Annotated in this window: 22 protein-coding genes; 8 read left to right on the top strand and 14 right to left on the bottom strand. The window is 60.0% G+C overall.

All coding sequences use genetic code 11. The features are described 5' to 3' along the window. Positions 1-290: transposase (locus tag G485_RS25795; RefSeq protein ID WP_156922089.1), on the top strand; the 290-nt coding region annotated here is incomplete at its 5' end. Between the two features lie 252 nt (positions 291-542). On the opposite strand, the gene G485_RS25790 is transcribed toward G485_RS25795, so the two are convergent. The 3 genes from G485_RS25790 to G485_RS25780 form a co-directional block, all read right to left on the bottom strand. Next, positions 543-1850, bottom strand: a complete 1308-nt coding sequence (locus tag G485_RS25790; protein WP_084423224.1) for an MFS transporter — start codon at positions 1848-1850, stop codon at positions 543-545. Positions 1851-2019: 169 nt separating this feature from the next. Continuing rightward, on the bottom strand, positions 2020-2610 hold the full coding sequence (locus tag G485_RS25785; protein WP_051318139.1) for a PadR family transcriptional regulator: 591 nt from the start codon (positions 2608-2610) through the stop codon (positions 2020-2022). 6 nt (positions 2611-2616) lie between these two features. Next, the gene (locus G485_RS25780; RefSeq protein ID WP_035155483.1) at positions 2617-4206 is read right to left on the bottom strand and encodes an MDR family MFS transporter; all 1590 of its coding nucleotides are present in this window, start codon (positions 4204-4206) and stop codon (positions 2617-2619) included. Between the two features lie 202 nt (positions 4207-4408). On the opposite strand from G485_RS25780, the gene G485_RS0109565 reads away from it, so the two are divergent. The 4 genes from G485_RS0109565 (at position 4409) to G485_RS0109550 (ending at position 8342) form a co-directional block, all read left to right on the top strand. Further along, a complete protein-coding gene (locus G485_RS0109565) occupies positions 4409-5311 on the top strand; it encodes a LysR family transcriptional regulator (protein ID WP_027092386.1) in 903 nt (300 codons plus the stop codon). Between the two features lie 47 nt (positions 5312-5358). After that, positions 5359-6174 (top strand): histidinol-phosphatase, encoded by an 816-nt coding sequence (locus G485_RS0109560; protein WP_027092385.1) that lies wholly within the window; start codon positions 5359-5361, stop codon positions 6172-6174. 226 nt (positions 6175-6400) lie between these two features. Next, entirely contained in the window at positions 6401-7399 is a 999-nt protein-coding gene (locus G485_RS25775; protein ID WP_051318138.1) for a cation diffusion facilitator family transporter, read from the top strand. Positions 7400-7415: 16 nt separating this feature from the next. Next, positions 7416-8342 carry a DMT family transporter gene (locus tag G485_RS0109550; protein WP_027092384.1) on the top strand — a complete coding sequence of 309 codons (927 nt, stop codon included), beginning with the start codon at positions 7416-7418 and terminating at the stop codon, positions 8340-8342. Positions 8343-8425: 83 nt separating this feature from the next. Here G485_RS0109550 and G485_RS0109545 read toward each other — a convergent pair whose 3' ends face one another. Beyond that, positions 8426-9130, bottom strand: coding sequence for a pirin family protein (locus G485_RS0109545; RefSeq protein ID WP_027092383.1), 705 nt, complete (start codon positions 9128-9130; stop codon positions 8426-8428). A 29-nt stretch (positions 9131-9159) separates the two neighbouring features. After that, positions 9160-9558, bottom strand: coding sequence for a DoxX family protein (locus tag G485_RS0109540; protein ID WP_027092382.1), 399 nt, complete (start codon positions 9556-9558; stop codon positions 9160-9162). 155 nt (positions 9559-9713) lie between these two features. Between G485_RS0109540 and G485_RS0109535 the strand changes: the two genes are divergently transcribed. After that, positions 9714-10022, top strand: a complete 309-nt coding sequence (locus tag G485_RS0109535) for a winged helix-turn-helix transcriptional regulator (protein ID WP_027092381.1) — start codon at positions 9714-9716, stop codon at positions 10020-10022. 82 nt (positions 10023-10104) lie between these two features. On the opposite strand, the gene G485_RS0109530 is transcribed toward G485_RS0109535, so the two are convergent. After that, positions 10105-10836: a sensor domain-containing protein gene (locus G485_RS0109530; protein ID WP_169732303.1), complete on the bottom strand. Its 732-nt coding sequence runs from the start codon at positions 10834-10836 to the stop codon at positions 10105-10107. A 223-nt stretch (positions 10837-11059) separates the two neighbouring features. Here G485_RS0109530 and G485_RS0109525 point away from each other — a divergent pair, with 223 nt between their 5' ends. Beyond that, positions 11060-12013: a M15 family metallopeptidase gene (locus G485_RS0109525; protein WP_027092379.1), complete on the top strand. Its 954-nt coding sequence runs from the start codon at positions 11060-11062 to the stop codon at positions 12011-12013. 297 nt (positions 12014-12310) lie between these two features. Here G485_RS0109525 and G485_RS29830 read toward each other — a convergent pair whose 3' ends face one another. Both G485_RS29830 and G485_RS29825 read right to left on the bottom strand, forming a co-directional pair. Further along, the gene (locus tag G485_RS29830) at positions 12311-12469 is read right to left on the bottom strand and encodes a hypothetical protein (RefSeq protein WP_156922232.1); all 159 of its coding nucleotides are present in this window, start codon (positions 12467-12469) and stop codon (positions 12311-12313) included. 58 nt (positions 12470-12527) lie between these two features. Next, positions 12528-12692, bottom strand: a complete 165-nt coding sequence (locus tag G485_RS29825; RefSeq protein ID WP_156922230.1) for a sigma factor — start codon at positions 12690-12692, stop codon at positions 12528-12530. Between the two features lie 196 nt (positions 12693-12888). Between G485_RS29825 and G485_RS0109510 the strand changes: the two genes are divergently transcribed. After that, the gene (locus G485_RS0109510; protein ID WP_027092378.1) at positions 12889-13968 is read left to right on the top strand and encodes a lactonase family protein; all 1080 of its coding nucleotides are present in this window, start codon (positions 12889-12891) and stop codon (positions 13966-13968) included. A 483-nt stretch (positions 13969-14451) separates the two neighbouring features. Here the strand turns inward: G485_RS0109510 and odhB are convergent, their stop codons facing one another. From odhB to G485_RS0109480, 6 genes are all read right to left on the bottom strand, one after another. Beyond that, positions 14452-15726: a 2-oxoglutarate dehydrogenase complex dihydrolipoyllysine-residue succinyltransferase gene (gene odhB, locus G485_RS0109505; protein ID WP_027092377.1), complete on the bottom strand. Its 1275-nt coding sequence runs from the start codon at positions 15724-15726 to the stop codon at positions 14452-14454. A gap of 5 nt (positions 15727-15731) precedes the next feature. Then, the gene (locus tag G485_RS0109500; protein WP_027092376.1) at positions 15732-18575 is read right to left on the bottom strand and encodes a 2-oxoglutarate dehydrogenase E1 component; all 2844 of its coding nucleotides are present in this window, start codon (positions 18573-18575) and stop codon (positions 15732-15734) included. A 232-nt stretch (positions 18576-18807) separates the two neighbouring features. Continuing rightward, entirely contained in the window at positions 18808-19395 is a 588-nt protein-coding gene (locus tag G485_RS0109495) for a thymidine kinase (protein ID WP_027092375.1), read from the bottom strand. Between the two features lie 91 nt (positions 19396-19486). After that, positions 19487-20251: a succinate dehydrogenase iron-sulfur subunit gene (gene sdhB / locus G485_RS0109490; protein WP_027092374.1), complete on the bottom strand. Its 765-nt coding sequence runs from the start codon at positions 20249-20251 to the stop codon at positions 19487-19489. A 3-nt stretch (positions 20252-20254) separates the two neighbouring features. Continuing rightward, positions 20255-22012, bottom strand: coding sequence for a succinate dehydrogenase flavoprotein subunit (gene sdhA / locus G485_RS0109485; protein WP_027092373.1), 1758 nt, complete (start codon positions 22010-22012; stop codon positions 20255-20257). 18 nt (positions 22013-22030) lie between these two features. After that, positions 22031-22699: a succinate dehydrogenase cytochrome b558 subunit gene (locus G485_RS0109480; RefSeq protein ID WP_027092372.1), complete on the bottom strand. Its 669-nt coding sequence runs from the start codon at positions 22697-22699 to the stop codon at positions 22031-22033. Positions 22700-22726 lie beyond the last annotated feature (27 nt).

Raw genomic sequence — 22726 nt, 5'->3', positions numbered from 1 at the left:
AGCTTGGCAGGCCATCCAAAGAACAACGTGACGCCGATGATCGAAAGCAAGAGAAGCAAGACGCTGCACAGCGCAATGCGATCGAAGGAAAGTTCGGCGAAGGCAAACGCAAGTTGGGTTTGGGCCGAATTTGCTCCCGCGGTGCTCATACAAGTTTAACTGTCATCGCTATCCAGTTTCTGGTTATGAACCTGGAACGGCGACTGCGGGTTCTTTTTTTCTCTTTTTTCAGATTCATTGCGTTCCGTCCGATTTTTTGCATGAAAACCGCAAAGAAAATCACGGTCTAGGCTCATGCGTTGGGAGCAGCTTAAATTGATCTTGTTCAGCAAGCCCTAATTATTGCGGACAAGTATACACTTTTTTCCGGGAGCGGTGGGTCCTGCGGATCATCCATTCGCGCCGTTTCGCCTATTTGCGCCAAATTTCTCCTTCATTCCGAACGAAAAAAGAACGGGTTTTCCTTGCGCCTTCAAGACTGCCGAACCGCGCCGCGCGACGCTTGTCAAGAATCGGACTTCCCGATTTTGCAAGCGGATTCTCTAGGCCCGAAAGCCGCTATCCGGACCGGCGTGCGGTCCGCAGGGCGTCAGCGCCTCCTCGCAGCCCTTCTTGTAATTGACCAGCGCCAGCAGCGCGATGCCGATCACGAAGAAGGCGGCGATCGCGAGCAGCGCCGGCCGGCTGGAGCCGGTCGCGAGGCCGACGATGCCGAACACAAGCGGGCCCAGCAGCGAGAAGAAGCGGCTGGAGAAGCTGAGGAAGCCGTTGAATTCCGCCGTCCGCCCCTGCGGAATCATGCGGCTGTAGATCGCTCGGGACGTCGACTGCGCGCCTCCCTGCACAAGGCCGACCATCACGGCCAAAATATAAAAATGAAGCGCCGTCTCCATGAAGTAGCCGAGCACGACGATGACGATGTAGCCGACAAGCGAGACATACAGCATTTTGAAGCCCCCCAGCCGGTCCGCCAGCTTGCCGAACAGCCAAGTCGCCGGGAAGCCGATGATCTGGGTGAGCAGCAGCGCGGCGATCAGGCTCTGCTGCTTGATGCCGATGTCGGTGCCGTAGCTGGTCGCCATGACGATGACGGTGTTGATTCCGTCGAAGAAAAACCAGTACGCCAGCATGAATTTGAACAGCTCGGGGTACCGCCTGATGCCGAGCAGCGTGCCCCGCAGCCTGCCGGCCCCCGCCTTAAACATCTCCTTGGCGCCGCCCAAAACCGACTCGGCAGGAGCCTCCTTCACCCTCCGGAACAGCGGGAGGGAGAAGACAATCCACCAGATGCCGACCGTCAGAAAGGAAATTCGGGAGGCCATCGCTTGATCGGGAATGCCGAACGCGGACGGATACAGGATAAATGCCAGATTGACGATGAGCAGCACGCCGCCCCCGAGATAGCCTATGGCGTAGCCTTGCGCGCTCACCCGCTCCCTCCGGGCGGGAGAGGCCACGTCGTTCAGCAAGGCGTCGTAGAACGTGTTGCCCGCGCCGAAGCCGATCATGCCGATCACGACGAGGATGGAGGCGAGCAGCCAGTCCCCTTCGCCGATTCCCAGCATCGCGGCGCTCGCCAGCGCCCCCGTCCATGTGAAAAAGCGCAGAAATTTTTTCTTGCTGCCCGTATGATCGGCAATAGCGCCCAGCAGCGGGGACAGCACCGCCACCAGAACCGCCGCCGTCGTCTGGGTGAAGCCCCAATACGCGCTCGCCCTGCCTTCGAGCCCCGACGCCGCGACGCTGCCGTAGAAGGTCGGCATCACCGCCGCCATTATCGTCGTCGCAAAAGCCGAATTGGCCCAATCGTACATGATCCAAGCCCGAACGGACTTGCGTTCGTCCTGCACGCCATCGCCCCTCTTCTCAATAGGTTATGCCAACCTCTTTCGACGGAGACGAACGGTTTCCTCCGGCGTTGCCGGGCTTTACAGAGATTTAATCAAAAGCGCCTACAGCGCAAACCTGGCCAGCAGCCGCTTCTGGCCGTCGGCCAGTCCGGCCAACAAATCCGCCGCTTCAACTATTTGTATCCTTCCGGCGCCACTGCCCTTCCTCGTCCCTGTACTCCGCGTACCGTCCGGATTTCGCTTCGGCGACCGTCTCCAGCAGCCATTCTTCCTCCGCCTTGGCGTACAGCACCATGCCTGCCAGCATCCTGCGGGTGCTGCTCGGCATCTTCTCTCCGCGTTCGCGGATCGTCCGTTCGAGCTTCTCGATGCGGGCTCTGCACGCCTCGAGCTGCCGCTCCGCAATCTCCGCGATCAACGCCTGACTGCCGTGCCGGAGGAACGGCATCGCCATCATCATCGGATGCTGCGGGTGGGCCGGCTGCTCAAGCTGCGCGTAGAACAGTTCCATGAACCGCTCCCGCCCCGCTTCGGTAATGCGGTAGATCGTTTTGTCCGGACGGTTCTCCCCCGGAACGGGGACGACTTCGACCGTCTCGATCAGGCCGCTCTCCCGCAGCTGGTCAACGGCGTAATAGAGCGAACCGTCGCGCAGCTTGAAGGCATGATCCCAATTGCGGTTTTGGATGACCTGCCGCATCTCGTACGGATGGCGGTCCTGCTCCATGAGCAGGCCGAGCACCATAAGCTTCATCGACATGCCGGCTCAACTCCCGGGCGTCGGCTCGGCCTGGCCGGAAGGCTCGCCGCCGTGCGAGCCGCGGCCGCCCGCCTGCGATCCCTGCGGGGCGCCTTGCGCAGCCGAGAGCCGGGCTTTCCCCATAAGCAGCGCGAACACGAGCGCAACCGCCGGCAGCAGAACCGACCATTGGAAAACATAAATAATGGAGTCGCCCAGCTTCGCCAGCAGCGTATTCAGCACGTCGGCCGGGATGCCCATCTTCGCTTGGACGGCGGGATCGAGCAGCGCCTGGCCGCTTTTGATCCGTTCCGCCATCTCCGGGCTCGCGCCGGGCAGCGCCTTGACCGCGGACTGGAAGTCGTTCTTCTGCAGCACGCCGAACACGGTGACGCCGATAGCGGAACCGATCGTGCGGAAGAAGGTAATCAGCGACGAAGCCGAGCCTTTGTATTGCGGCGGCACCGAGCTGAGCGTCGAAATGTTGAGCAGCGAGAACGAGACGCCCATGCCGAGGCCGACGACGATCATGAACAGTCCGATGGCGAGCCGGCTCGACGACAGATCCATGGCGAAGCCGAGCAGCGCGCAGCCGGCCAGCAGCACAAGCGCCGAAGCGACCATCGAGTTGCGGAACGGGAACTTGGTGGCGACCCGGCCCCCGATCTGGGCGCTGACGACGTTCGCCAGCATCATCGGGATCAGAACGGTGCTCGTCTGCGTGGCGGTCTTGTGGAAGACGCCCTGGATGAACAGCGGAATATACGTGGCGGCGGCGATCATGACGCCCCCGTACAGGAAGCTGATCATCATGCTGCTGGTGAACAGCCGCTTCTTGAACAGTCCGAGCGCGACGACCGGGTCCTTCGCCCGCGCCTCCGCGAGCAGGAAGCCCGCGAGCAGAACGCCGGCCGCAACGAAGAACGAGACGATTTTCCAGGAGCCCCAAGCCCAGCCGTCCGTCCCGCCCAGCTCCAGCGCGAACATGAAGAACAGAATCGAGGCGGCGAGCAGAATGGCGCCGAGCCAGTCGATGTTCTGTTTGCGCCGGCTCGCCGATTCGTGATAGCCCCGAACGATGAACAGGAACGACAAAATGCCGATCGGCACGTTGATGTAGAAAATCCAGCGCCAGCTGATATTGTCCGTGATCGTGGCGCCCAGAATCGGGCCGAACACGCTCGACAAGCCGAAGACGGCGCCGAACAACCCCATCATCTTGCCGCGCTTCTCCTGCGGGAACAAGTCGAAGATGATGGTGAATACGATCGGCATCAGGGCGCCGCCGCCGATGCCCTGAATGGCGCGGTAAACGATGAGCTGATCCATGTTCTGCGCCGTGCCGCACAGAATGGAACCCGCCATGAACAGCGCGGTTCCCGTGAGGAAAAACCGTTTGCGCCCGTACATGTCGGACAGCTTGCCGAAGATCGGGGTGGAGACGACCATCGCGATCATGTAGGCGGAGTATACCCAGACGAATTTGTCCAGTCCTCCGAGCTTCTCGATAATTCGCGTCATCGCCGTGGAGACGATCGTCTGATCGAGCGCCGCCATGAACAGGCCGAGCAGCAGACCCGCGACGACGAGGCGAACGTTGCTTTTCTTCGCGTCCATTGATACATCCTTTCCGGATTCGAAGCAATCCGATACTCAAATTTGAATACACATTTGCCATTATACTCAAATTTGAGCAAAGATCAATCCGTTAAAGCGCTTTTGCTCCGGCCGAACAAATGGCCTATAATAAAGTAGTAAGAAAAGGATTTTTATCTCTTAAATTTAATGTGATAAATAATTTGTATAAGGAGGCGGTTCGTTGAACATTAGCCAGTTGGAGACGCTGCTGACGATCTCCAAAACGCTCAGTTTCCGCAAGGCGGGCGAGATGCTCAACTTGACCCAGCCCGCCGTCTCCGCTCAAATCAAAAGTTTGGAAGACGAATTCAAGGTCGTGCTGGTCGACCGCAATCATCCCGTCGCGCTTACGGATCGGGGCAAAGTTTTCTTGGAGCACGCGGAGCGAATCTTGGCCATCGTGGAGGAGCTGAAGCAGAAGCTGACGGATCTGGACCAGACGCCCCAAGGACATATCTCGCTCGGCACGACGACATCGATCGCCATTCAGATTTTGCCCCGGGTGCTGTCGTACTTCCAGAACCAGTTCCCGCTCATCAAGACGTCCATTCTGTCCATGTCCTCGTCGCAGGTGCTGGCCAGCGTGGAGAACGGCACGGTCGACATCGGCATCGGCTACCTGACCGAACGAAGCCCGCACGTGGAGACGTCGGTGCTCTATTACGACACGTTCGAGCTGGTCGTCTCTCCGGAGCACCCGCTGGCGAAGGCCGAACGGGTCACGCTGGACATGTTGAAGGACGTGCCGATGATTCTGCTCTCCCCGGATACGCAGGGACGCCGATTCGTCGATCGCGTCTTCCAGGAGCACCAGATGCAGCCGAACCTGGCCATGGAGCTGAGCAGCAGCGAAGAAGTCAAGCGGATGGCGGAATTGAACCTCGGCGCGGCCGTCGTCTCCAAGCTGTCGATCGCGAGCGAGCTGAGGCGGGGCACTTTGAAGATGATTCCCGTCCGCGAGCTGGAAGTGAGCCATCCGGTCGGCGTCATGACCAAGTCGGGCCGGTACAAGAACAGCGCCATGCGGCAATTTCTGAACGATTTGAAAGGCATGCCCGAAGATCAATTCATCGGAAGCGAATAGCGCAGCCGCGTCAAGCAGCCGGTAGAGCGCCAGAGGAGGATACAACCATGGACAAATTTGATCTGCACACGCACCATGTCCGCTGCGGGCATGCGGAGGGCAGCATCGAGGATTACATCCGGGCCGCCATCGAAGCCGGATTGACCGCAATCGGCATCTCCGATCATTCGCCCTACTTCGCGCACGAGGAGGACCATCCGAATCCCGGAATCGCCATGGCCCGAAGCGAATTTGCCCGCTACGTCGAAGAGGTTCTCCGGCTCAAGGAGCGCTACCGGGACAAGATCGAAGTGCTGCTCGGCGTCGAATCGGACTTCTTCCCCGAACATCTTGAAGTGTACCGCGACGAGTACGCTTCCTATCCGTTCGATTACATTATCGGTTCCGTCCATCAAACCCGCGGAATCAGCATTTTCAACCGCAACCGGTGGAAAAAATTGGACAAATCGCTCCATACCGACGAGAAAAGGCACTATTACGAGTTGATCCGCCAATCCGCCCGCACCGGGCTGTTCCAGGTGCTCGGCCATATCGACGCGATGAAGGGCTACTATCCGGCGTTCTCCGACATTCCCGGCGCGGAGAAGGAGATCGACGAAGCGCTGAAGGCGGTCGCCGAAGAAGATATCGCCATCGAGATCAATACGAGCGGCAAAACGAAGGACGTCGGCGGCTGGTATCCTTCCGACGCGATACTGGAGCGGGCGCTGCATTTCGGCGTCGACGTCACGTTCGGGTCGGACGCCCACGTCCCGAGCCGGGTCGGCGACGAATGGGAGCAGGTCCGGAGCCGGCTCAAGGAGATCGGATTCTCCCGCTGGGTATACTACCGGCAGAAGAAGAAAATCGTCGTGGAACTGTGACAAAAGCCCCCGAAAAAAAGGAGCCCTTCACCGCTGAAGGGCTCTTCAAAATATGAAAAAGGGGGTCTTGCTAGTCATTGTACCCGCCGCGTAAGACAGGGACGTAACAGCTATATTTCATTTGTATGACAAAAACCTCTCGACATTTCGCGATGAAATCCGCTCCCCTCTTCCCCTTTCCCGTGATATGATGATTACCAAAAGCAGCAAGGGGAGTGTGAGCTTGATGAATTACCGGGCCAAACCCGCGTACGATTTCCACCATCTCGGCCACGTAAAGGAGCAGACAAGCTCCAAGCGGGCTCTGTGGATTACCTTGATATTGACCCTGTTCTTCACGATCGTGGAGATCGTCGGCGGCTTGATGTCCCATTCGCTCGCGCTGCTGTCCGATTCCGCCCATATGGTGTCGGACGTCATCGCGCTGGGGCTGTCGATGACCGCCATCTATCTGGCGACCCGTCCGCCGAACGCCAAATACACCTTCGGCTTCCTTCGTTTCGAAATTATCGCTTCCTTCTTGAACGGCCTGGCGCTGTGCGTCATCTCGATCGGCATCTTCGTCGAAGGGATCGACCGGTTCATTCATCCGGTCGACATCGAATTCGGCCTTATGCTCGTCATCGCCTCGATCGGGTTCGTCGTCAATCTCGTTCTGACGATCGTGCTGAGCCGCAGCCATCACGAAGAAGAGAACCTGAACGTGCAGAGCGCGCTATGGCATTTCATCGGGGACCTGCTCAGCTCGGCCGGCGTCATCGTGTCCGCGATCATTATTTATTTTACCGATCTGATGTTTTTCGATCCGCTGATCAGCATCGTCATCGGCGGCATCATCTTCGTCGGGGGCGCGCGCATTCTGCGCGAGTCCGTGCTCATTCTGATGGAGTCCGTGCCGGAGAAGTTCAATCTGGACGAAATTCGCGCCGACCTGCGGAAGGTGGAAGGCGTCGAGGACGTGCACGAAATGCATCTGTGGGCGATCTCGTCCGACCATTATTCGCTGACGGCCCATATGTTCGTACGAGAGGACATTCAACCGTTCTGCATTATTCTGGCCGTCAACGAAGTGCTGCAGAAGAAATACGGCATCGCCCACTCGACGATTCAGATGGAGCACGCTTCAATTCACCCGCACGGCGAATACGGGCGCCAGTTCCTTCGCCAGCAGGAGGAGAAGCAGAACGCCCTGCTGCGGCCGAACGCCCCCGAAGGATTGGCTTAAGGAGAGTGCTTGACGCTTGCACTGGTTTCTAACCGCTCTGGGCAGCGCGTTCGTCTTCGGTCTGGCGGGCTTTCTCATGAAGGTCAGCCAGATGCGGGGCGGGGCGCTGTCCTCTTTGCTGCTGGGATTGTATACGGCCGGCACGCTGGGCTTCTGGGCGCAGGCGCTGCTCGCGGACAGCTGGGACCCGCTCGACTGGCGCGTGTGGGCTTGGGGCGCGCTCGTCGGACTCGGTTCCGCTTGGGGCAACTTGCTGTTCATGCGCGCGCTCGACTACGGGCCGGCCAGTCTGACATCCCCGCTGACGAACGCCAACATTCTGTTCGTCGTCGCCATGGGCGCCCTCTGGTACGGCGAGCCCGTTCATCCCGCCGCGCTGGCGGGAATCGTCAGCCTGGTGGCCGGCGTCGTTCTGCTCTCGGTCAAATCGGAAAGCTCTTTGGCGATCCGAAGCAATAAATGGTACGGGCTCGTCACGGCGGCGACGCTGTTGTTCGTGTTCCGCAACGGCGGCCTGAAGGTGACGGAATCGCTCGGTTTGGACAACACCTCGGTGTTGTGGGCCGGCTACCTGCTGTCGTGGATTTGGTTCGCCCTCGCCGCGCGGCTCGAGCGGCGAAGCGCATGGCTCGCGGAGCTGCCGCGCGACGAGGCGGCGAATCCGGAGCGGCCCGCTGCCGCCGTTGCCGCCTCTCCCGCCCGCTCGTCCCGCACCGTCGGCCTGCTCTGGGGGCTCGCCGCCGGCGTATGCTCCTACGGCGGCCTTCAGTTGTACGCCGCCGCGCTGGCGATCGGACCGTCGCATCTGATCGCCCCGATCTTCGCGACGAACAGCCTCGTCGTCGCCATCGGCTCGCTGCTGCTCTACCGCGAGAGGCTGACGCGCCTGCAGATGGCGGCTCTCGCGCTGCTCCTCGCCGGCTTGGCGCTGGTGCGAGCCTGAAGGAAGCGGGCGCGCCGTGCCGACGGAGCCGTCCGCGCAACCTAAAACCGCCGCGCTCCCGATCGGGAACGCGGCGGTCGAAGTTAAGGCAAATCGATCAGCATAACGGTAGCGCCGGAGCCGGATTCGAGAGCAAGCTCCGTCTCGCCCTCGATACGCGCGGCGTCTCTGCGGCCGAGGCTCTCGGTGCCGTTCAGCCGGATCTCTCCCTCCACGACGAACAAGAACATCCGGCGTCCCGCTTCCTGCCGGAATTCCGCCCGAGTTCCCGCCTCCAGCTCGGTCAGGTAGATCGTCATGTCCTGATGGACATGCGCAACTCGGCCCGCTTCCGGAGAGACGGATGCAATCGGCACCCAGCGGCCTCGAAGCGAGGCGGGATCGAACCGGGTCGTCTCGTAGGAAGGCTCCAGGCCCCGCTCGGCGGGCTGGAACCACATTTGCAGCAATTTCAGCGGTTCGGTCTCGGATGCGTTGTACTCGGAATGGTACACCCCGGTGCCGGCCGACATCCGCTGCACTTCGCCCCACGTCGTTACCGCCCGGTTGCCCAAGCTGTCCCGATGCTCCAGCAAGCCGCTCAGCACCAGCGTCACGATCTCCATCTCGCGGTGCGGATGCATGCCGAAGCCTGCGGCAGGCGCAATCCAATCGTCGTTCAGCACCCGCATCGGTCCGAATTGCAAATATTGCGGATCGTAATAATCGGCGAACGAATAGGAGAAGCTGGACTTGAGCCAGCCATGGTCGGCATGATGGCGGTCTTCGGCTTTTTGAATGCGGATCATCTATGAATGCCCTCCTTCGGACGTCCCGCTTAGTTGAACCACGCAGCGTCCAGCGAATAATCCCCCGGGCCGGTCAGCGCGACAGCCAGCGCGACGACGATCAGAACCAGATTGTATTCGTAGCCGCCGCTCGTTGCCCACAGCCCGTTGCGGCCGTGGACTTTAAAGACGGCGATCAGCATCGTCAGAATGATCAGAGCGGCCCCGGCCCACGTCAGGAACCCGAAAGCGAACAATACCCCCCCGGCCAATTCCGCCAGTCCGGCCAGCAAGGTCATCAAGTATCCGGGCTTGATTCCGATCGAATCGAAGTACCCCGCCGTTCCCTTCAGCCCATATCCGCCGAACCAGCCCGCCAGCTTCTGCATGGCATGACCCGCGAACAAAGCTCCGATCACCACACGCAAAATAAGCAAGCCTAAATCCATTAGGCTCCACACCCTTCTGTATTTTCTATTTGACTTGCTCGGCTACAATACTAATTTAATCTTCTTACTTTTGTCAAGTTATAAAAAAAAGTATTGTTCCTTCTTACTTTTCGAATCCGATTGTGCTATGATGGTTACAGAAAGGGGGAAGACGGATGGACTATTCCAAAATGTGCCCCAAATACGAATCGGCCGCCGAACTGCTCGGCAAAAAGTGGACGGGTCTCATTATTCGCGTGTTAATGGGAGGTCCGAAACGGTTCAAAGACATCAAGGAACAGATCCCCGATATGAGCGACAAAATGTTGACCGATCGCATGAAGGAGCTCGAATCGTTCGGCGTCGTCAAACGAACCGTTTATCCCGAGATGCCCGTGCGCATTGAATATAATTTGACCGAGAAAGGCCGCGATCTGGAGAATGTGACGAATTCCATCCAGGAATGGGCCGAGAAGTGGATGTAACGGATCGGCGGGCCGCGCGCAGGCCGTTCGCTGCGGGTAAAAAAAGAACCGGACTTCGGTGGAAGTCCCGGTTCTTTTTTGTTCAGTGAAGCGGAATGGACGCTTGCGTCTCGAATTGTTCCGCTGGGGGCGGAGAGGCGAAGGCCGCCGTCACTCCGCGGCGCCGGGCGGCGAAGCTTCGCACCCAGGCGTCGTAGAGACGGCCGAAGCCGCGCACGAGAGGAGCCAGGAACAGCAGCAGCACCAATCCGACGCCAGCCGCCACAAGCGATCGCTGGAACGGGGTCAGCGGCGGGAGCAGCATGTCGAGCCAATCGCCGTTGTAGTAAAGCTCGTAATCGTAAAGGAAAACCGATACTTTGTAAGCGGCGGGCTGCAGCAGCAGTCCGAACACGGCGGCCGGAACCGCCAGCGCCGGCACGAACAGGACGACGCGGATCGGAAACTGCAAGATACTGTAGAAGAGAGCCCGATAGCCGTCGATCCGCACAACCGCAGCGAACCATCTCTTCCATCGGGAGACGGGCGCGGGAACCGCTTCGTCTTCCGCGAACTCTCCGTCCGCCGCGACGGCCGGCGCCGCGTCCGCCCTTCTTTTCTCCCCGCGGCGCCACCGGCCCCAGTTCAGCTGATCTTCTCTCATCCGCTTCTCGCACCAGGCCATCGTACCGGCCAGAATCGGGATGCCGATCCCGACTACCGCGAGTCCCAGTCCCAGACACAATCCCGCGACCGCCACTACAAATATCGTGATGCCGCGCGGCAGCCCCGACAGCAATAAGAGCCAAGCGTCGTACGCGCTCGATTTTCTCATCGTCAACAGCTCCGTTTCGTTCTTCTTGTGCACCATTGTACCAACGTCTGCAGCGATTGCGTCAGCGGCTCGAGCACGGGAAAGCCCCCGACCTCCGGCCAGGGTTCGCTTAGGCCTTCATCGGATACCTCCATTTAAAAAAATAGTTCGCTCCGAATCGACAAAATCCGAAACTTCTCTCTCTTCTTCGGCGTCAGAAAGAGTAGAGAGGAGAGAGAGATTCATGCCAAAAGGAACCAAGCTGCTGGCGGTCGCCGCCGCAGCCGTCGTCATCGTATGGGGTTCTGCCCGGTTGGGCAATTGGGACAACGTATGGGGAGCCAAAGAAGACAACGCCGCAACGCAGCCCGCGGCATCGCCTTCCGAGCCGCCTTCCGCTTCTGCTCCGGCTGCGGAAAATTCCGGTGCTTCGGCCGGATCGTCTGCGGGGCCGTCGGCGGAAGCTCCCGCTGCGCCTTCCGCCGAACCGGACGACACGTCGGCTTCCGGGGACTCGGCGGGACTGGCGGAGAGCGTCGCCGCCATGTTGCGGGAGAACGCCCCGGATCGCACGATCGAAAAGAACGCCGACGGGCTGGCCGTCGTGAACAACGAAGACAGCTTGCTCGTTCTGGTCAATAAAAAGCGCAACCTGCCGTCGGATTACACGCCGCCGGATCTGGTCGTGCCGAACGTCGAATTCTCGTTCTCGGGGGAATCCGAGAAGAAGTATATGCGCAAGGATGCGGCGAAGGCGTTGGAGGAGCTTTTTGCCGGGGCCAAGGACGACGGCATCGAGCTTAAAGCGGTATCCGGCTATCGCTCGTACGCCAGGCAGAAGGCGATCTTCGATTCCAACGCGAAGCAGAAGGGCGATGAAGTCGCCAACCGGACGAGCGCCCACCCCGGCCAAAGCGAGCATCAGACGGGACTGGCTATGGACGTGTCCAGCGCCAGCGCGGACTACTCGCTCGAGACGACGTTCGGCGACACGAAGGAAGGCAAATGGCTGGCCTCCCACGCTCACGAATACGGATTTATTATCCGTTATCCGAAAGGCAAGCAAGACATTACCGGTTACACCTACGAGCCGTGGCACGTGCGCCACGTCGGCAAGGATGTCGCCGAAGCGGTGTATCGGTCGGGCCTTACGCTGGAGCAGTACTTGGAGAAATTCAACGGGGCGACCAAAGCGTAACCCGAACGACGACCGAGTCGGCGAAGCGCGCGTTGGCGCAGGCCTATTCGGAAACTAAAAATACGGCGGATCCCCTCTAAAGAGGCTCAATCGTTGAGCTTCTTTTGCACATTGGCGGGGAAAATGACGAAAGAGGCTCAATTGTTGAGCCTCTTTGTCGTGTTTGCGGCGGAAATCGCCGATGAGGCTCAGCCGTTGAGCTGCTTTGGCGCGTGTGCGGCGAGGCGGCCTCCGAACCGGTCGATCGCGCCCTATCCGGGACCGCCCCGTACGTTTATAGCCCGGCGCGCGAACCGATCACCAGATGCGGATGCTGTAAGACTGCCGGATATAGGCGGGATAGGAGTAAATTTTCAACGTCAGCGGCTGTTTGTAAGGTTTGTTATCCAGGTAGAAATAGAACTCTTGCTTGCCCGGTTCCGCAGTAGAAGCCGAGCCGCCGACTCTGTTTTTCATCTCGGCCGTATCGTAGATCGCGCCCTAAGCGTCGGTGAATTTGTCTTCAAAAAGGGTGTTAGGCCCGGCAGGTCGCTTCCTGAACGGCCTCGAGCGCATCGGTCTCGTTCTTCAGATACGCATAGGCGATTCGGTACAGCCGCTGCTTCCCCGAGCGAACCAATGCGCAGAAAGCCTCGTCGTCGCCGTTGCTCACGGCCGCAACCAGCTCTTCCGTCGTCATGCTCCTCCCCCTCTCGCTTATTAGACCGTGCGGAAGGGCAAACGGTTTTGGCCATTTTTAAACCCACCGATAAAGTTGATGCCCGGACAGACTTTGAAAAGCGCCTCGAGATCGGATATGCTGACTAAGAGCGGTTTTGTGGTAAAATGTAAGACTGAATCGAACAGCCCTTGTACGAGATGGAGGTGCGCCTGTTATGGCGGCAACAAGAACATTCGCATTTATCGGTTCCTATGCGGACGCGGGCGGGCCCGGGCTATACGCCTGCGCGTTCGACGCGGACGAAGGCAAGCTGGAGCCGCTCGATCGGGCGGACGGCCTGCAAAATCCGACGTTCCTCGATGTGGACGCCGAAGCGAAACGGATTTACGTCATCCTTGAGAGCAAAAATGCCGACGGGCAGCGCTGCGGCGGTGCCGCCGCTTACGAATTCGACCCGGCTGCCGGCAAAATGCGCCGGTTGAACGAGGAGATCACGCTCCCCGCGACAACGTGCCACCTGACGCTGGACCGCTCCCGCCAATGCATTATGGTCGCGAGCTACCACGGCGGGATGATCGGCCTGAACCCTTTGCTGGAAGACGGACGCATCGGTCCGACAGCCGATATCCACCGGCACGAAGGCTCCAGCATCCTGCCCGCGCAAACCCAGGCCCGCGCGCACTCGGTCATCGTCGATCGCGCCAATCGGTACGCCGTGGCTTCGGATCTGGGGCTCGACCGGCTGATCGTCTACAAGCTGGACGTGCCGGGTCGAAAGCTGATTCGTCATAGCGAGACGAGCATCGCGCCCGGATCGGGGCCGCGGCATTTCGTCTTCCACCCGACGTTGCCTTACGGATACGGCATCAACGAGCTGAACAGCACGATCACCGTCTACGCCTACGATGCAGAGAACGGGCGCCTGGACGTCGTGCAGACGGTGTCGACGCTCCCGGAAGATTATCAAGGGGACAACGCTTGTGCGGACATCCATTTGTCGCCGGACGGTAAGTTCCTGTACGGCTCCAACCGCGGGCACGACAGCCTGGCGGTTTACGCCGTCGACGCCTCAAGCGGTCAGCTTCGGCTCGTCGAGCACGCATCCACGCTCGGAGGCCATCCCCGCAACTTCGCGCTGTCGCCGGACGGACGCTTCGTGCTTGTCGCCAACCGCGACTCCGACAACATCGTCACGTTCCGCCGCGACGCGGAGACGGGCAAGCTCGAGCCGACCGGAAGCGAGTGGAAGGCTTCCAAGCCGGTTTGCATCAAATTTGCCGAGATCGCCGAGTAATTCGGCGGAAGCTGGGTCTTCCCCACGTCGAGATCATCGGCATGGGGGGCTGCCAACAAGGCGGTTTTGGGGCCTTGTTGGCTGGCTCCCCGGCATCGATGCCTCGAACAAGGCCCTTTTTGGGCCATGTTTGCCCGCGCGCCGGCCAGGAAGCACGGAGCAAGGCCTTTTTTAGGCCGTGTTCGCTCGCTCCCCGGCATCGATGCCTCGAACAAGGCCCTTTTTGGGCCATGTTTGCCTGCGCGCCGGCTATGTGGCACGAAGCAAGGCCTTTTTTAGGCCGTGTTCGCTCGCTCCCCGGCATCGATGCCTCGAACAAGGCCCTTTTTGGGCCATGTTTGCCTGCGCGCCGGCTATGTGGCACGAAGCAAGGCCTTTTTTAGGCCTTGTTCCTCTCATTGACGCGCTCCCTCGGGGGAAGCAAAAAACAGGGTCGCCTTCGCCGTATTCGGCGCGGGGCGACCCTGTTTATTAGCGTATCGATCAGCCTTCGAGCAGCAGCGTCTCCGGATCTTCGAGCAGTTCCTTCACTTTGACAAGGAACTGAACGGCTTCAGCGCCGTCGACGATGCGGTGGTCGTACGAGAGCGCGATGTACATCATCGGACGAATCGCGATTTCCGTATTGTTGTTGATCGCGACCGGACGGTATTGAATCTTGTGCATGCCGAGAATGCCCACTTGCGGAGCGTTCAGGATCGGCGTGGAGAGCAAGGAGCCGAACGTGCCGCCGTTCGTGATCGTGAACGTGCCGCCTTGCAGATCGGCCAGTCCGAGCGAGTTCGAACGCGCCTTGGCCGCGAGATCGGCGATGGAGCGCTCGATCTCCGCGAAGCCGAGCTTGTCCGCGTCCCGGACGACCGGGACGACAAGACCTTCCTTGGCGGCGACGGCGATGCCGATGTCAAAAAATTTCTTGACGATGATATCGTCGCCGTCGATTTCGGCGTTCAGCAGCGGGAACTTCTTCAGCGCGCCGACGACGGCTTTGGTGAAGAAGGACATGAAGCCCAGGTTGACTTCGTTCTTCTCTCTGAACGAATCCTTGCGGCGCTTGCGCACGTCGATGATGGCGCTCATGTCGACTTCGTTGAACGTCGTCAGCATGGCGGCCGTATGCTGCGCTTCCACCAGACGCTTCGCGATGGTCTGGCGGCGGCGGGACATCCGCATGCGCTCGGTCGGCTTCGCCGGATTGAACGGAGCCGGGGCGGCTGCCGCAGGGGCGCTTGCCGCCGGCGCAGGAGCGGGCGCCGGAGCGGAGCCTGCCGCGCGAACGTCGGCCGGATAGATGCGGCCGAGCGGATCGCGGGACGGCGTCGCGCTCAGGTCAATGCCTTGCTCGCGGGCCAGCTTGCGCGCAGCCGGGCTCGCCGGCGGCACGGCGCCGGTCGTTGCGGCCGGTGCAGGCGCAGCGGCCGCGGGAGCCGGGGCGGCTGCCGCAGGGGCGCTTGCCGCTGGTGCCGGTGCCGGGGCCGGCGCCGGAGCTGCCGCCGCAGGAGCCGCAGCGGCCGGAGCGCCGGCTCCCTCGGCGATCACGCCGACGACTTCGCCGATTTTGACCGTATCGCCTTCCTGGCGGGTAATTTCCTGAATGACGCCGTCGGATTCGGCGCTAATCTCCAGATTGACCTTGTCGGTCTCGAGCTCGAGAAGCAGATCCCCCTGCTTCACCGCATCCCCGACTTTAACGGCCCATCTAGCGATAGTTCCTTCCGTAATCGATTCGCCCATTGCCGGTACTGTGATCTGTTGCACTGCTGCTACCTCCCCAGGTTATGAGTCAACGTCGGACTCGGCTTTAACGACTGCGTAACGATGAATTGCTGCTCCAAAGCGTGAACTTGCTGGAAGCCGCTTGCCGGACTCGAACGGTCGGGCCGCCCGACGTACCGGACGGCTGCGCCGGAAGGCGCGATCTCGCGGATGCGCGGCTCGACGAAGCTCCACGCTCCCATGTTGCGAGGCTCTTCCTGCACCCATACGACTTCCTTGAGGTTCGGGAACCGCGCGAGGACGGCTGCGATCTCCTGAGCCGGGAACGGGTAAAGCTGCTCCACGCGAACGATATGCAGCCAATCCCAATGGCCGGGCTCCTCCTTGTCCAACGCTTCCTCCAGATCGATGGCGACTTTGCCGGTGCAAAGCACCAGGCGTTCGACGCGCTCGACATTGCCTCCCAGCCCTTTCTGCTCGATAATCGGGCGGAAGGAGCCTTTCTCGAACTCTTCCGGCGAAGAAGCGGCGCGCGGATTGCGGATCAGGCTCTTCGGCGTCATCAGCACGAGCGGGCGAACGTCGTCCGTCCCGAGCAGGGAAGCCTGACGGCGAAGAAGGTGGAAGTACTGCGCGGAGCTCGTCAAGTTCGCGACGGTCCAGTTCTCTTCCGCGGACAGCTGCAAATACCGTTCGAGGCGCGCGCTGGAGTGCTCCGGTCCCGCGCCTTCGTAACCGTGCGGCAGGAGCATGATCAAGCCGGATTTCTCCGCCCATTTCGAACGTCCCGAGGAGACGAACTGGTCGATGAGCACTTGCGCTACGTTGGCGAAGTCGCCGTACTGGGCTTCCCAGATGACCATCGTCTCCGGCGCGAATACGTTGTAGCCGTATTCGAAGCCGAGAATCGCCGATTCCGACAGCGCGCTGTTGTGAATCGCGAACGAAGCCTTCGCCTGCGGCAGCCGGTGCAGCGGGCAGAAGACGGCCCCCGTCTCCGGATCGTGCAGCACGAGGTTGCGGAATGCGAACGTGGCCCGTTCGGCGTCTTGCCCGGTAATCCGGATCGGCGTGCCGTCGGCCAGAATCGAGGCGAACGCCAGCGTCTCGGCGTGGCCCCATTCGACCTTCTCGCCGTCGTTCAGCGCGTCCGCCCGGCGTTCCAGAATGCGCTGCAGCTTCGGATATACCTTAAAGCCTTCCGGCCATTTCAGCAGCTCGGCGTTCATGGCGCGAAGCTCCTTAAGCGGCACGCCGGTCGGACCTTCCTTCGCTTCGCCGGCCGGCTCCGGCGTCTGATGGACCGCCTCCTGGCCTTCGCGCTGCTTCATCTCTTCGTAGGCCGCTTTCAGCCGTTCGACGACCTGGCCCTTGATTTGCTGGTATTGCTGCTCGTCGAAAGCGCCTTGCGCGATGAGCTTGTCGGCATAAATCCGGCTGACCGTCGGGTGCGCTTTGACCTTCTTGTAGATGAGCGGCTGCGTCGACTCGGGATCGTCCGTCTCGTTGTGCCCGTACCGGCGGTAACCGATCAGATCGATCAGGAAATCTTTCTTGAACAGCCGACGATACTCGCTAGCCATACGTCCGACCGCGATGCAAGCTTCCGGATCGTCCGCGTTGACGTGCACGATCGGAATTTCGTAGCCCTTGGCCGGGTCGCTTGCGTAGTGGGTCGACCGGGAATCGAAGCTCTCCGTCGTGAAGCCGATCTTGTTGTTGGCGATAATATGAATCGTCCCGCCGATCCGGTACCCGTTCAATTGCCCGAGATTCATCGTCTCGGAGACGATGCCTTCGCCCGGGAAAGCGGCGTCGCCGTGAATGACGATTGAAGCGGCGGCGTCCTCGTTGCGAACCGGGTAGCCGGGCTTGCTCCGGTCTTCCTGGGCCGCTCTCGCAAACCCTTGTACGACCGGATTGACGTATTCCAGGTGGCTCGGGTTGTTCGCCAGCGTCAGGCGGGTTTCCACCGTCTCGCCGGTCTTGATCGAACGGTTGGCGCCCAGATGGTATTTCACGTCGCCGGACCAGCCGTAGTTCATGCCGATCGAGCCTTCCGACGGCGTCACGCTCTTGTTCGTGGAATGATGGAACTCGGAGAAAATTTTCGAATACGGCTTTTCAAGCACGTGCGCAAGCACGTTAAGACGGCCGCGGTGCGCCATCCCCATCGTGATGTGCCCAACCCCGGCGTTCGTAAGTTCGTGTACGATTTCATCCACAAGCGCGACCAACACGTCGTTGCCTTCGACCGAGAAGCGCTTCGCTCCGACGAACGTCCGCTGGAGGAAGTCTTCGAACTGCTCGGCTTCGAGCAGCCGGGTCATCAGCTTGCGGCGTTCTTCCGCGTTCAGCTTCTGTGCGGGAATGGTTTTCTCGGCGTAATCGTTCAGCCATTTGCGTTCGTTCTCGTCGTGCACGTGGCCGAATTCGAAAGCGATCGTCCCCGTATATGCCTCCCGCAGCTTCTGAATGGCTTCCCAGCCGTTCCGAACGTCGGCGGGAGCGCCGTCCCATACGAGTTCGGCCGGCAAAGCGGCGAGGTCCGCTTGCTTCAAGCCGTATGTTTCGGGTTCGAGCACGCGGGTGTCCGCCCTCGGCCCGATATCGAGCGGATCGATGTCTGCAGCCAGGTGGCCGTAAGTACGAATGTTCCAGACGAGTTTGCCCGCGGCGACCGCATGCTTCAGCTGCGCAGCGTCCAACCGGGCGGGCGCGGCGCCGGCGGCACGGGTGTCTTCCAGCGGAGGAGCGCCCCTCGTCGCGAACAGATCGCGGTATTCCTGCGCAACCGATTCCGGATTCTGCAAATATAATTCATACTGTTCCTGGATGTAGCCCAGGTTGTGGCCGTAAAACGATTCCCACATTTGTTCTTCTGTCGGCATGATCCTACCCCTCGGTATACGGATTAGTTAAGATCGTGAAGAGACGCGATAAGAACTCATCAATTAGAAATTATAGTATATCCAGCGCTCTGTTAAAAATAATCAATTCCTATGATTATCATCTCAAAATGAGATGAATTCGCGCAGCCCCCGGCCTCAGTATGGCCCCGCACCGACAAGAAAAAACGCCGAACCGAAGAAATCGTTCCCTTATCTCAGTCCCAACGAAGCTTTAAGATTGGGGCCGGAACACCTCGCGGTAGCATTTGCGGCAGACCGGCTTGTAGTCCTCGTTGCCTCCGATTTGAATCTGCTCGCCTTCATTGACCGGAACGCCGTCCTTGAACCGGACGACCATCGTCGCCTTGCGGTCGCAATACCAGCAGATCGTCTTCACCTCTTCGATTTTGTCGGCATAGACGAGCAGATTGTAGCTGCCTTCGAACAGATTGTTGCGGAAGTCGTTCTTCAGCCCGAACGCCATAACCGGAATGTCCAGCTCGTCGACGATCCGCGTCAGCTGCAGCACATGCTCCTTGTTCAGAAACTGCGCCTCGTCCACGAGTACGCAATAAATTTTTTGCGGCTGGCCGTGCACTTTCTTTACGATCTCGAACATATCCGTATGCTCGTCGACGGGAATCGCTTTGCGGGTCATGCCGACGCGCGAGCCGATCGTATCCGCGCCCTCCCGCGTATCGATCGCAGGGGAGAAAATGACGACGGGCTTCCCCTGCTCCTCGTAGTTGTGCGCCACCTTGATTATTTCGAACGATTTGCCGCTGTTCATCGTTCCGTATTTAAAGTAGAGCTGCGCCACCGGATTCCCTCCAACCTCATCTTTTCCACTCGATTATACAGAAAAGCCCCGCGCAGAGCATCCTCTGCAGCGGGGCCGATACGGCGCAGCGTCACAGGCTGAGCCACTTCTTGAACATATGCTTGGTTGTATCCTTGTTGATCGCAGCGATCGACGTCGTGAGCGGGATTCCCTTCGGGCAGGATCGCACGCAGTTTTGCGAGTTGCCGCAGCCTTCGATGCCGCCGTCCGTCATGAGCGCCTCGAGCCGTTCGTGCGCGTTCATCTCGCCCGTCGGATGGGCGTTGAACAGGCGCACCTGGGAGATCGCCGCCGGCCCGATGAAGCTCGAACGGTCGTTGACGTTCGGGCAAGCTTCCAGACAGACGCCGCACGTCATGCATTTGGACAGCTCGTAAGCCCACTGGCGCTTCGTCTCCGCCATGCGGGGACCCGGTCCGAGATCGTACGTGCCGTCGATCGGAATCCACGCCTTGACGCGCTTGAGCGCCTGGAACATCCGCTCGCGGTTGATGACGAGGTCGCGGACGACCGGGAACGTGGTCATCGGCGCGATTCGGATCGGCTGCTCCAGCTTGTCGATCAGCGCGGAACACGCTTGTCTCGGCTTGCCGTTAATGACCATGGAGCAGGCGCCGCACACTTCCTCCAGGCAGTTGGACTCCCAGACGACCGGCGTCGTCCTGGTGCCGTCCGACTTCACCGGATTGCGCTGGATTTCCATGAGCGCGCTAATGACGTTCATATTCGGGCGGTAAGGAATGTCGAATTCTTCCGTATAAGGGGCCGTGTCCGGCCGTTCCTGGCGCGTGATGATGAACTTGACGGTGCGTTGGGCGGTAGCCGTGTCAGCCATCGCTTACCCCTCCTTCTTCTTGTCGTGCGAGTAGTCGCGAATCCGCGGCTTGATCAGGGAGACATCGACGTCCTCGTAAGAGATTTGCGGACCGTCCGGCGTCCAGGTCGCCTTCGTGGTCTTCAGGAAATTCTCGTCGTCACGGTTCGGGAATTCCGGCTTGTAGTGCGCGCCGCGGCTCTCGTTCCGGAGCAGGGCGCCTACCGTCATCGCTTCGGCCAGTTCCAACATGTTCCACAGCTGGCGGGTGAACGCGACGCCCGCGTTGTTCCAGCGCGCCGTGTCGTTAATGTTGATGTTGCGGTAGCGCTCTTTCAGTTCCTTGATTTTGCCGATCGTCTGCTCGAGCTTGTCATTGAAGCGGACGACGGTCATGTTGTTCGTCATCCATTCGCCGAGCTCTTTGTGCAGCACATATGCGTTCTCCGTGCCGTCCATTTTCAGAATGGATTCGTACTTGTCGTTCTGTTTGCGGCGCTCGGCTTCGAATACGCTCTCGGAGATGTCCTCGGCCGATTTCTTCAAGCCTTTGATATACTCGATCGCTTTCGGTCCCGTCAGCATGCCGCCGTAAATCGCCGACAGCAGCGAGTTCGCGCCGAGCCGGTTCGCGCCGTGGTATTGATAGTCGCATTCCCCGCAGGCGAACAGGCCGGGGATGTTGGTCATCTGGTTGTAGTCGACCCACAGACCGCCCATGGAGTAGTGAACCGCCGGGAAAATCTTCATCGGAATTTTCCGCGGATCGTCGCCCATAAACTTCTCGTAAATCTCGATGATGCCGCCGAGCTTGACGTCCAGCTCTTTCGGATCTTTATGCGACAGGTCGAGATAAACCATGTTCTCGCCGTTGATGCCGAGCTTCAAGTCCACGCAGACGTGGAAAATTTCGCGCGTCGCGATATCCCGCGGCACGAGGTTGCCGTAGGCCGGATATTTCTCTTCGAGGAAGTACCACGGCTTGCCGTCCTTGTACGTCCAGATCCGGCCCCCTTCGCCGCGCGCGGATTCGCTCATGAGGCGCAGCTTGTCGTCCCCCGGAATGGCCGTCGGGTGAATCTGAATGAACTCCCCGTTGGCGTAATGGACGCCTTGCTGGTACACGGCGCTGGCCGCCGTGCCGGTGTTGATGACCGAGTTCGTCGTCTTGCCGAAGATGATCCCCGGTCCGCCCGTCGCCAGAATGACCGCGTCGGAGCGGAACGTCTTCACTTCCATGGAGCGCAGGCTTTGCGCCACGATGCCGCGGCAGACGCCCTCGTCGTCGAGGACGACCGACGTGAATTCCCAGTGTTCGAACTTCTGCACGAGGCCGGCCGCTTCCCAGCGCCGGACTTGCTCGTCCAACGCGTAAAGCAGCTGCTGGCCGGTCGTCGCGCCCGCGAACGCGGTGCGGTGATACTGCGTGCCGCCGAACCGGCGGAAGTCGAGCAAGCCTTCCGGCGTCCGGTTGAACATGACGCCCATCCGGTCCATCAGGTGGATGATGCCGGGAGCCGCTTCGCACATCGCTTTGACCGGCGGCTGGTTCGCCAGGAAGTCGCCTCCGTATACCGTATCGTCAAAGTGTTCCCACGGGGAATCGCCTTCGCCCTTCGTATTGACCGCTCCGTTGATGCCGCCTTGCGCGCAGACGGAGTGCGACCGCTTCACGGGAACGAGCGAGAACAGATCGACCCGCGTTCCGGCTTCGGCCGCTTTGACCGTCGCCATCAGGCCGGCCAGACCGCCGCCGACGACGATAATTTTTTGATTAGCCATAGTTGTTCCTTCCTCCTCTTAACCCAGTTGTAGCGTGCCGATCGCTGCGGACGCCGAAGCGAACTCATCGCCGCGGAACGCGAAGAGCGACAGCAGGAACAACACGGACACAATGACGAAAATCCCCATGCAAATGCGCGAGGATACGCGCTGCGCCCGCGGACCGATCGTAATTCCCCAGCTGACGAGGAACGCCCACAGACCGTTGGAGAAGTGGAAGACCGCAGCCAGCACCGCGATGAAGTACAAAGTGAAATAACCCGGCTGGGTCACGATCGAATGCATGTGCTCGCCAAGTTCATCGTACGTCGTATTGCCCAGGGCCACCTGGATTCTCGTTTGCCATACGTGCCAGATAACGAAAATAAACGTGATTACGCCGGTGATCCGCTGCAGGGCGAACGCCCAGTTGCGGCCGTAGTTGAAGCGTCCCACGTTCAGGTTCGACGTAAAGGCGAGATAGAGACCGTATACGCCGTGGAACAGAATCGGAAGCCAGATGATAAACATCTCGAGGAAAAAGATCAGCGGCAGATCGTGCAAGCCGTGCACGCTGTCCAGGAACTTCTCCTTGCCTCCTTCAAACGCGGAGTAATTGGTCAAGGCGTGTTCAATGAAAAACAGCCCCAACGGAATCACTCCGAGCAGCGAATGAAGCTTGCGGGAGTAATACGAATTTCCACTCATGTCGATGTGCGTTCTCCTTTCGCATCC

Origin of the sequence: Cohnella thermotolerans DSM 17683, from assembly GCF_000429825.1 — a bacterium.
GTDB classification, from domain to species: domain Bacteria; phylum Bacillota; class Bacilli; order Paenibacillales; family Paenibacillaceae; genus Cohnella; species Cohnella thermotolerans.
The sequence above is the reverse complement of the archived record's forward strand: the minus strand, read 5'-3'. Positions and strand labels throughout refer to the sequence as shown.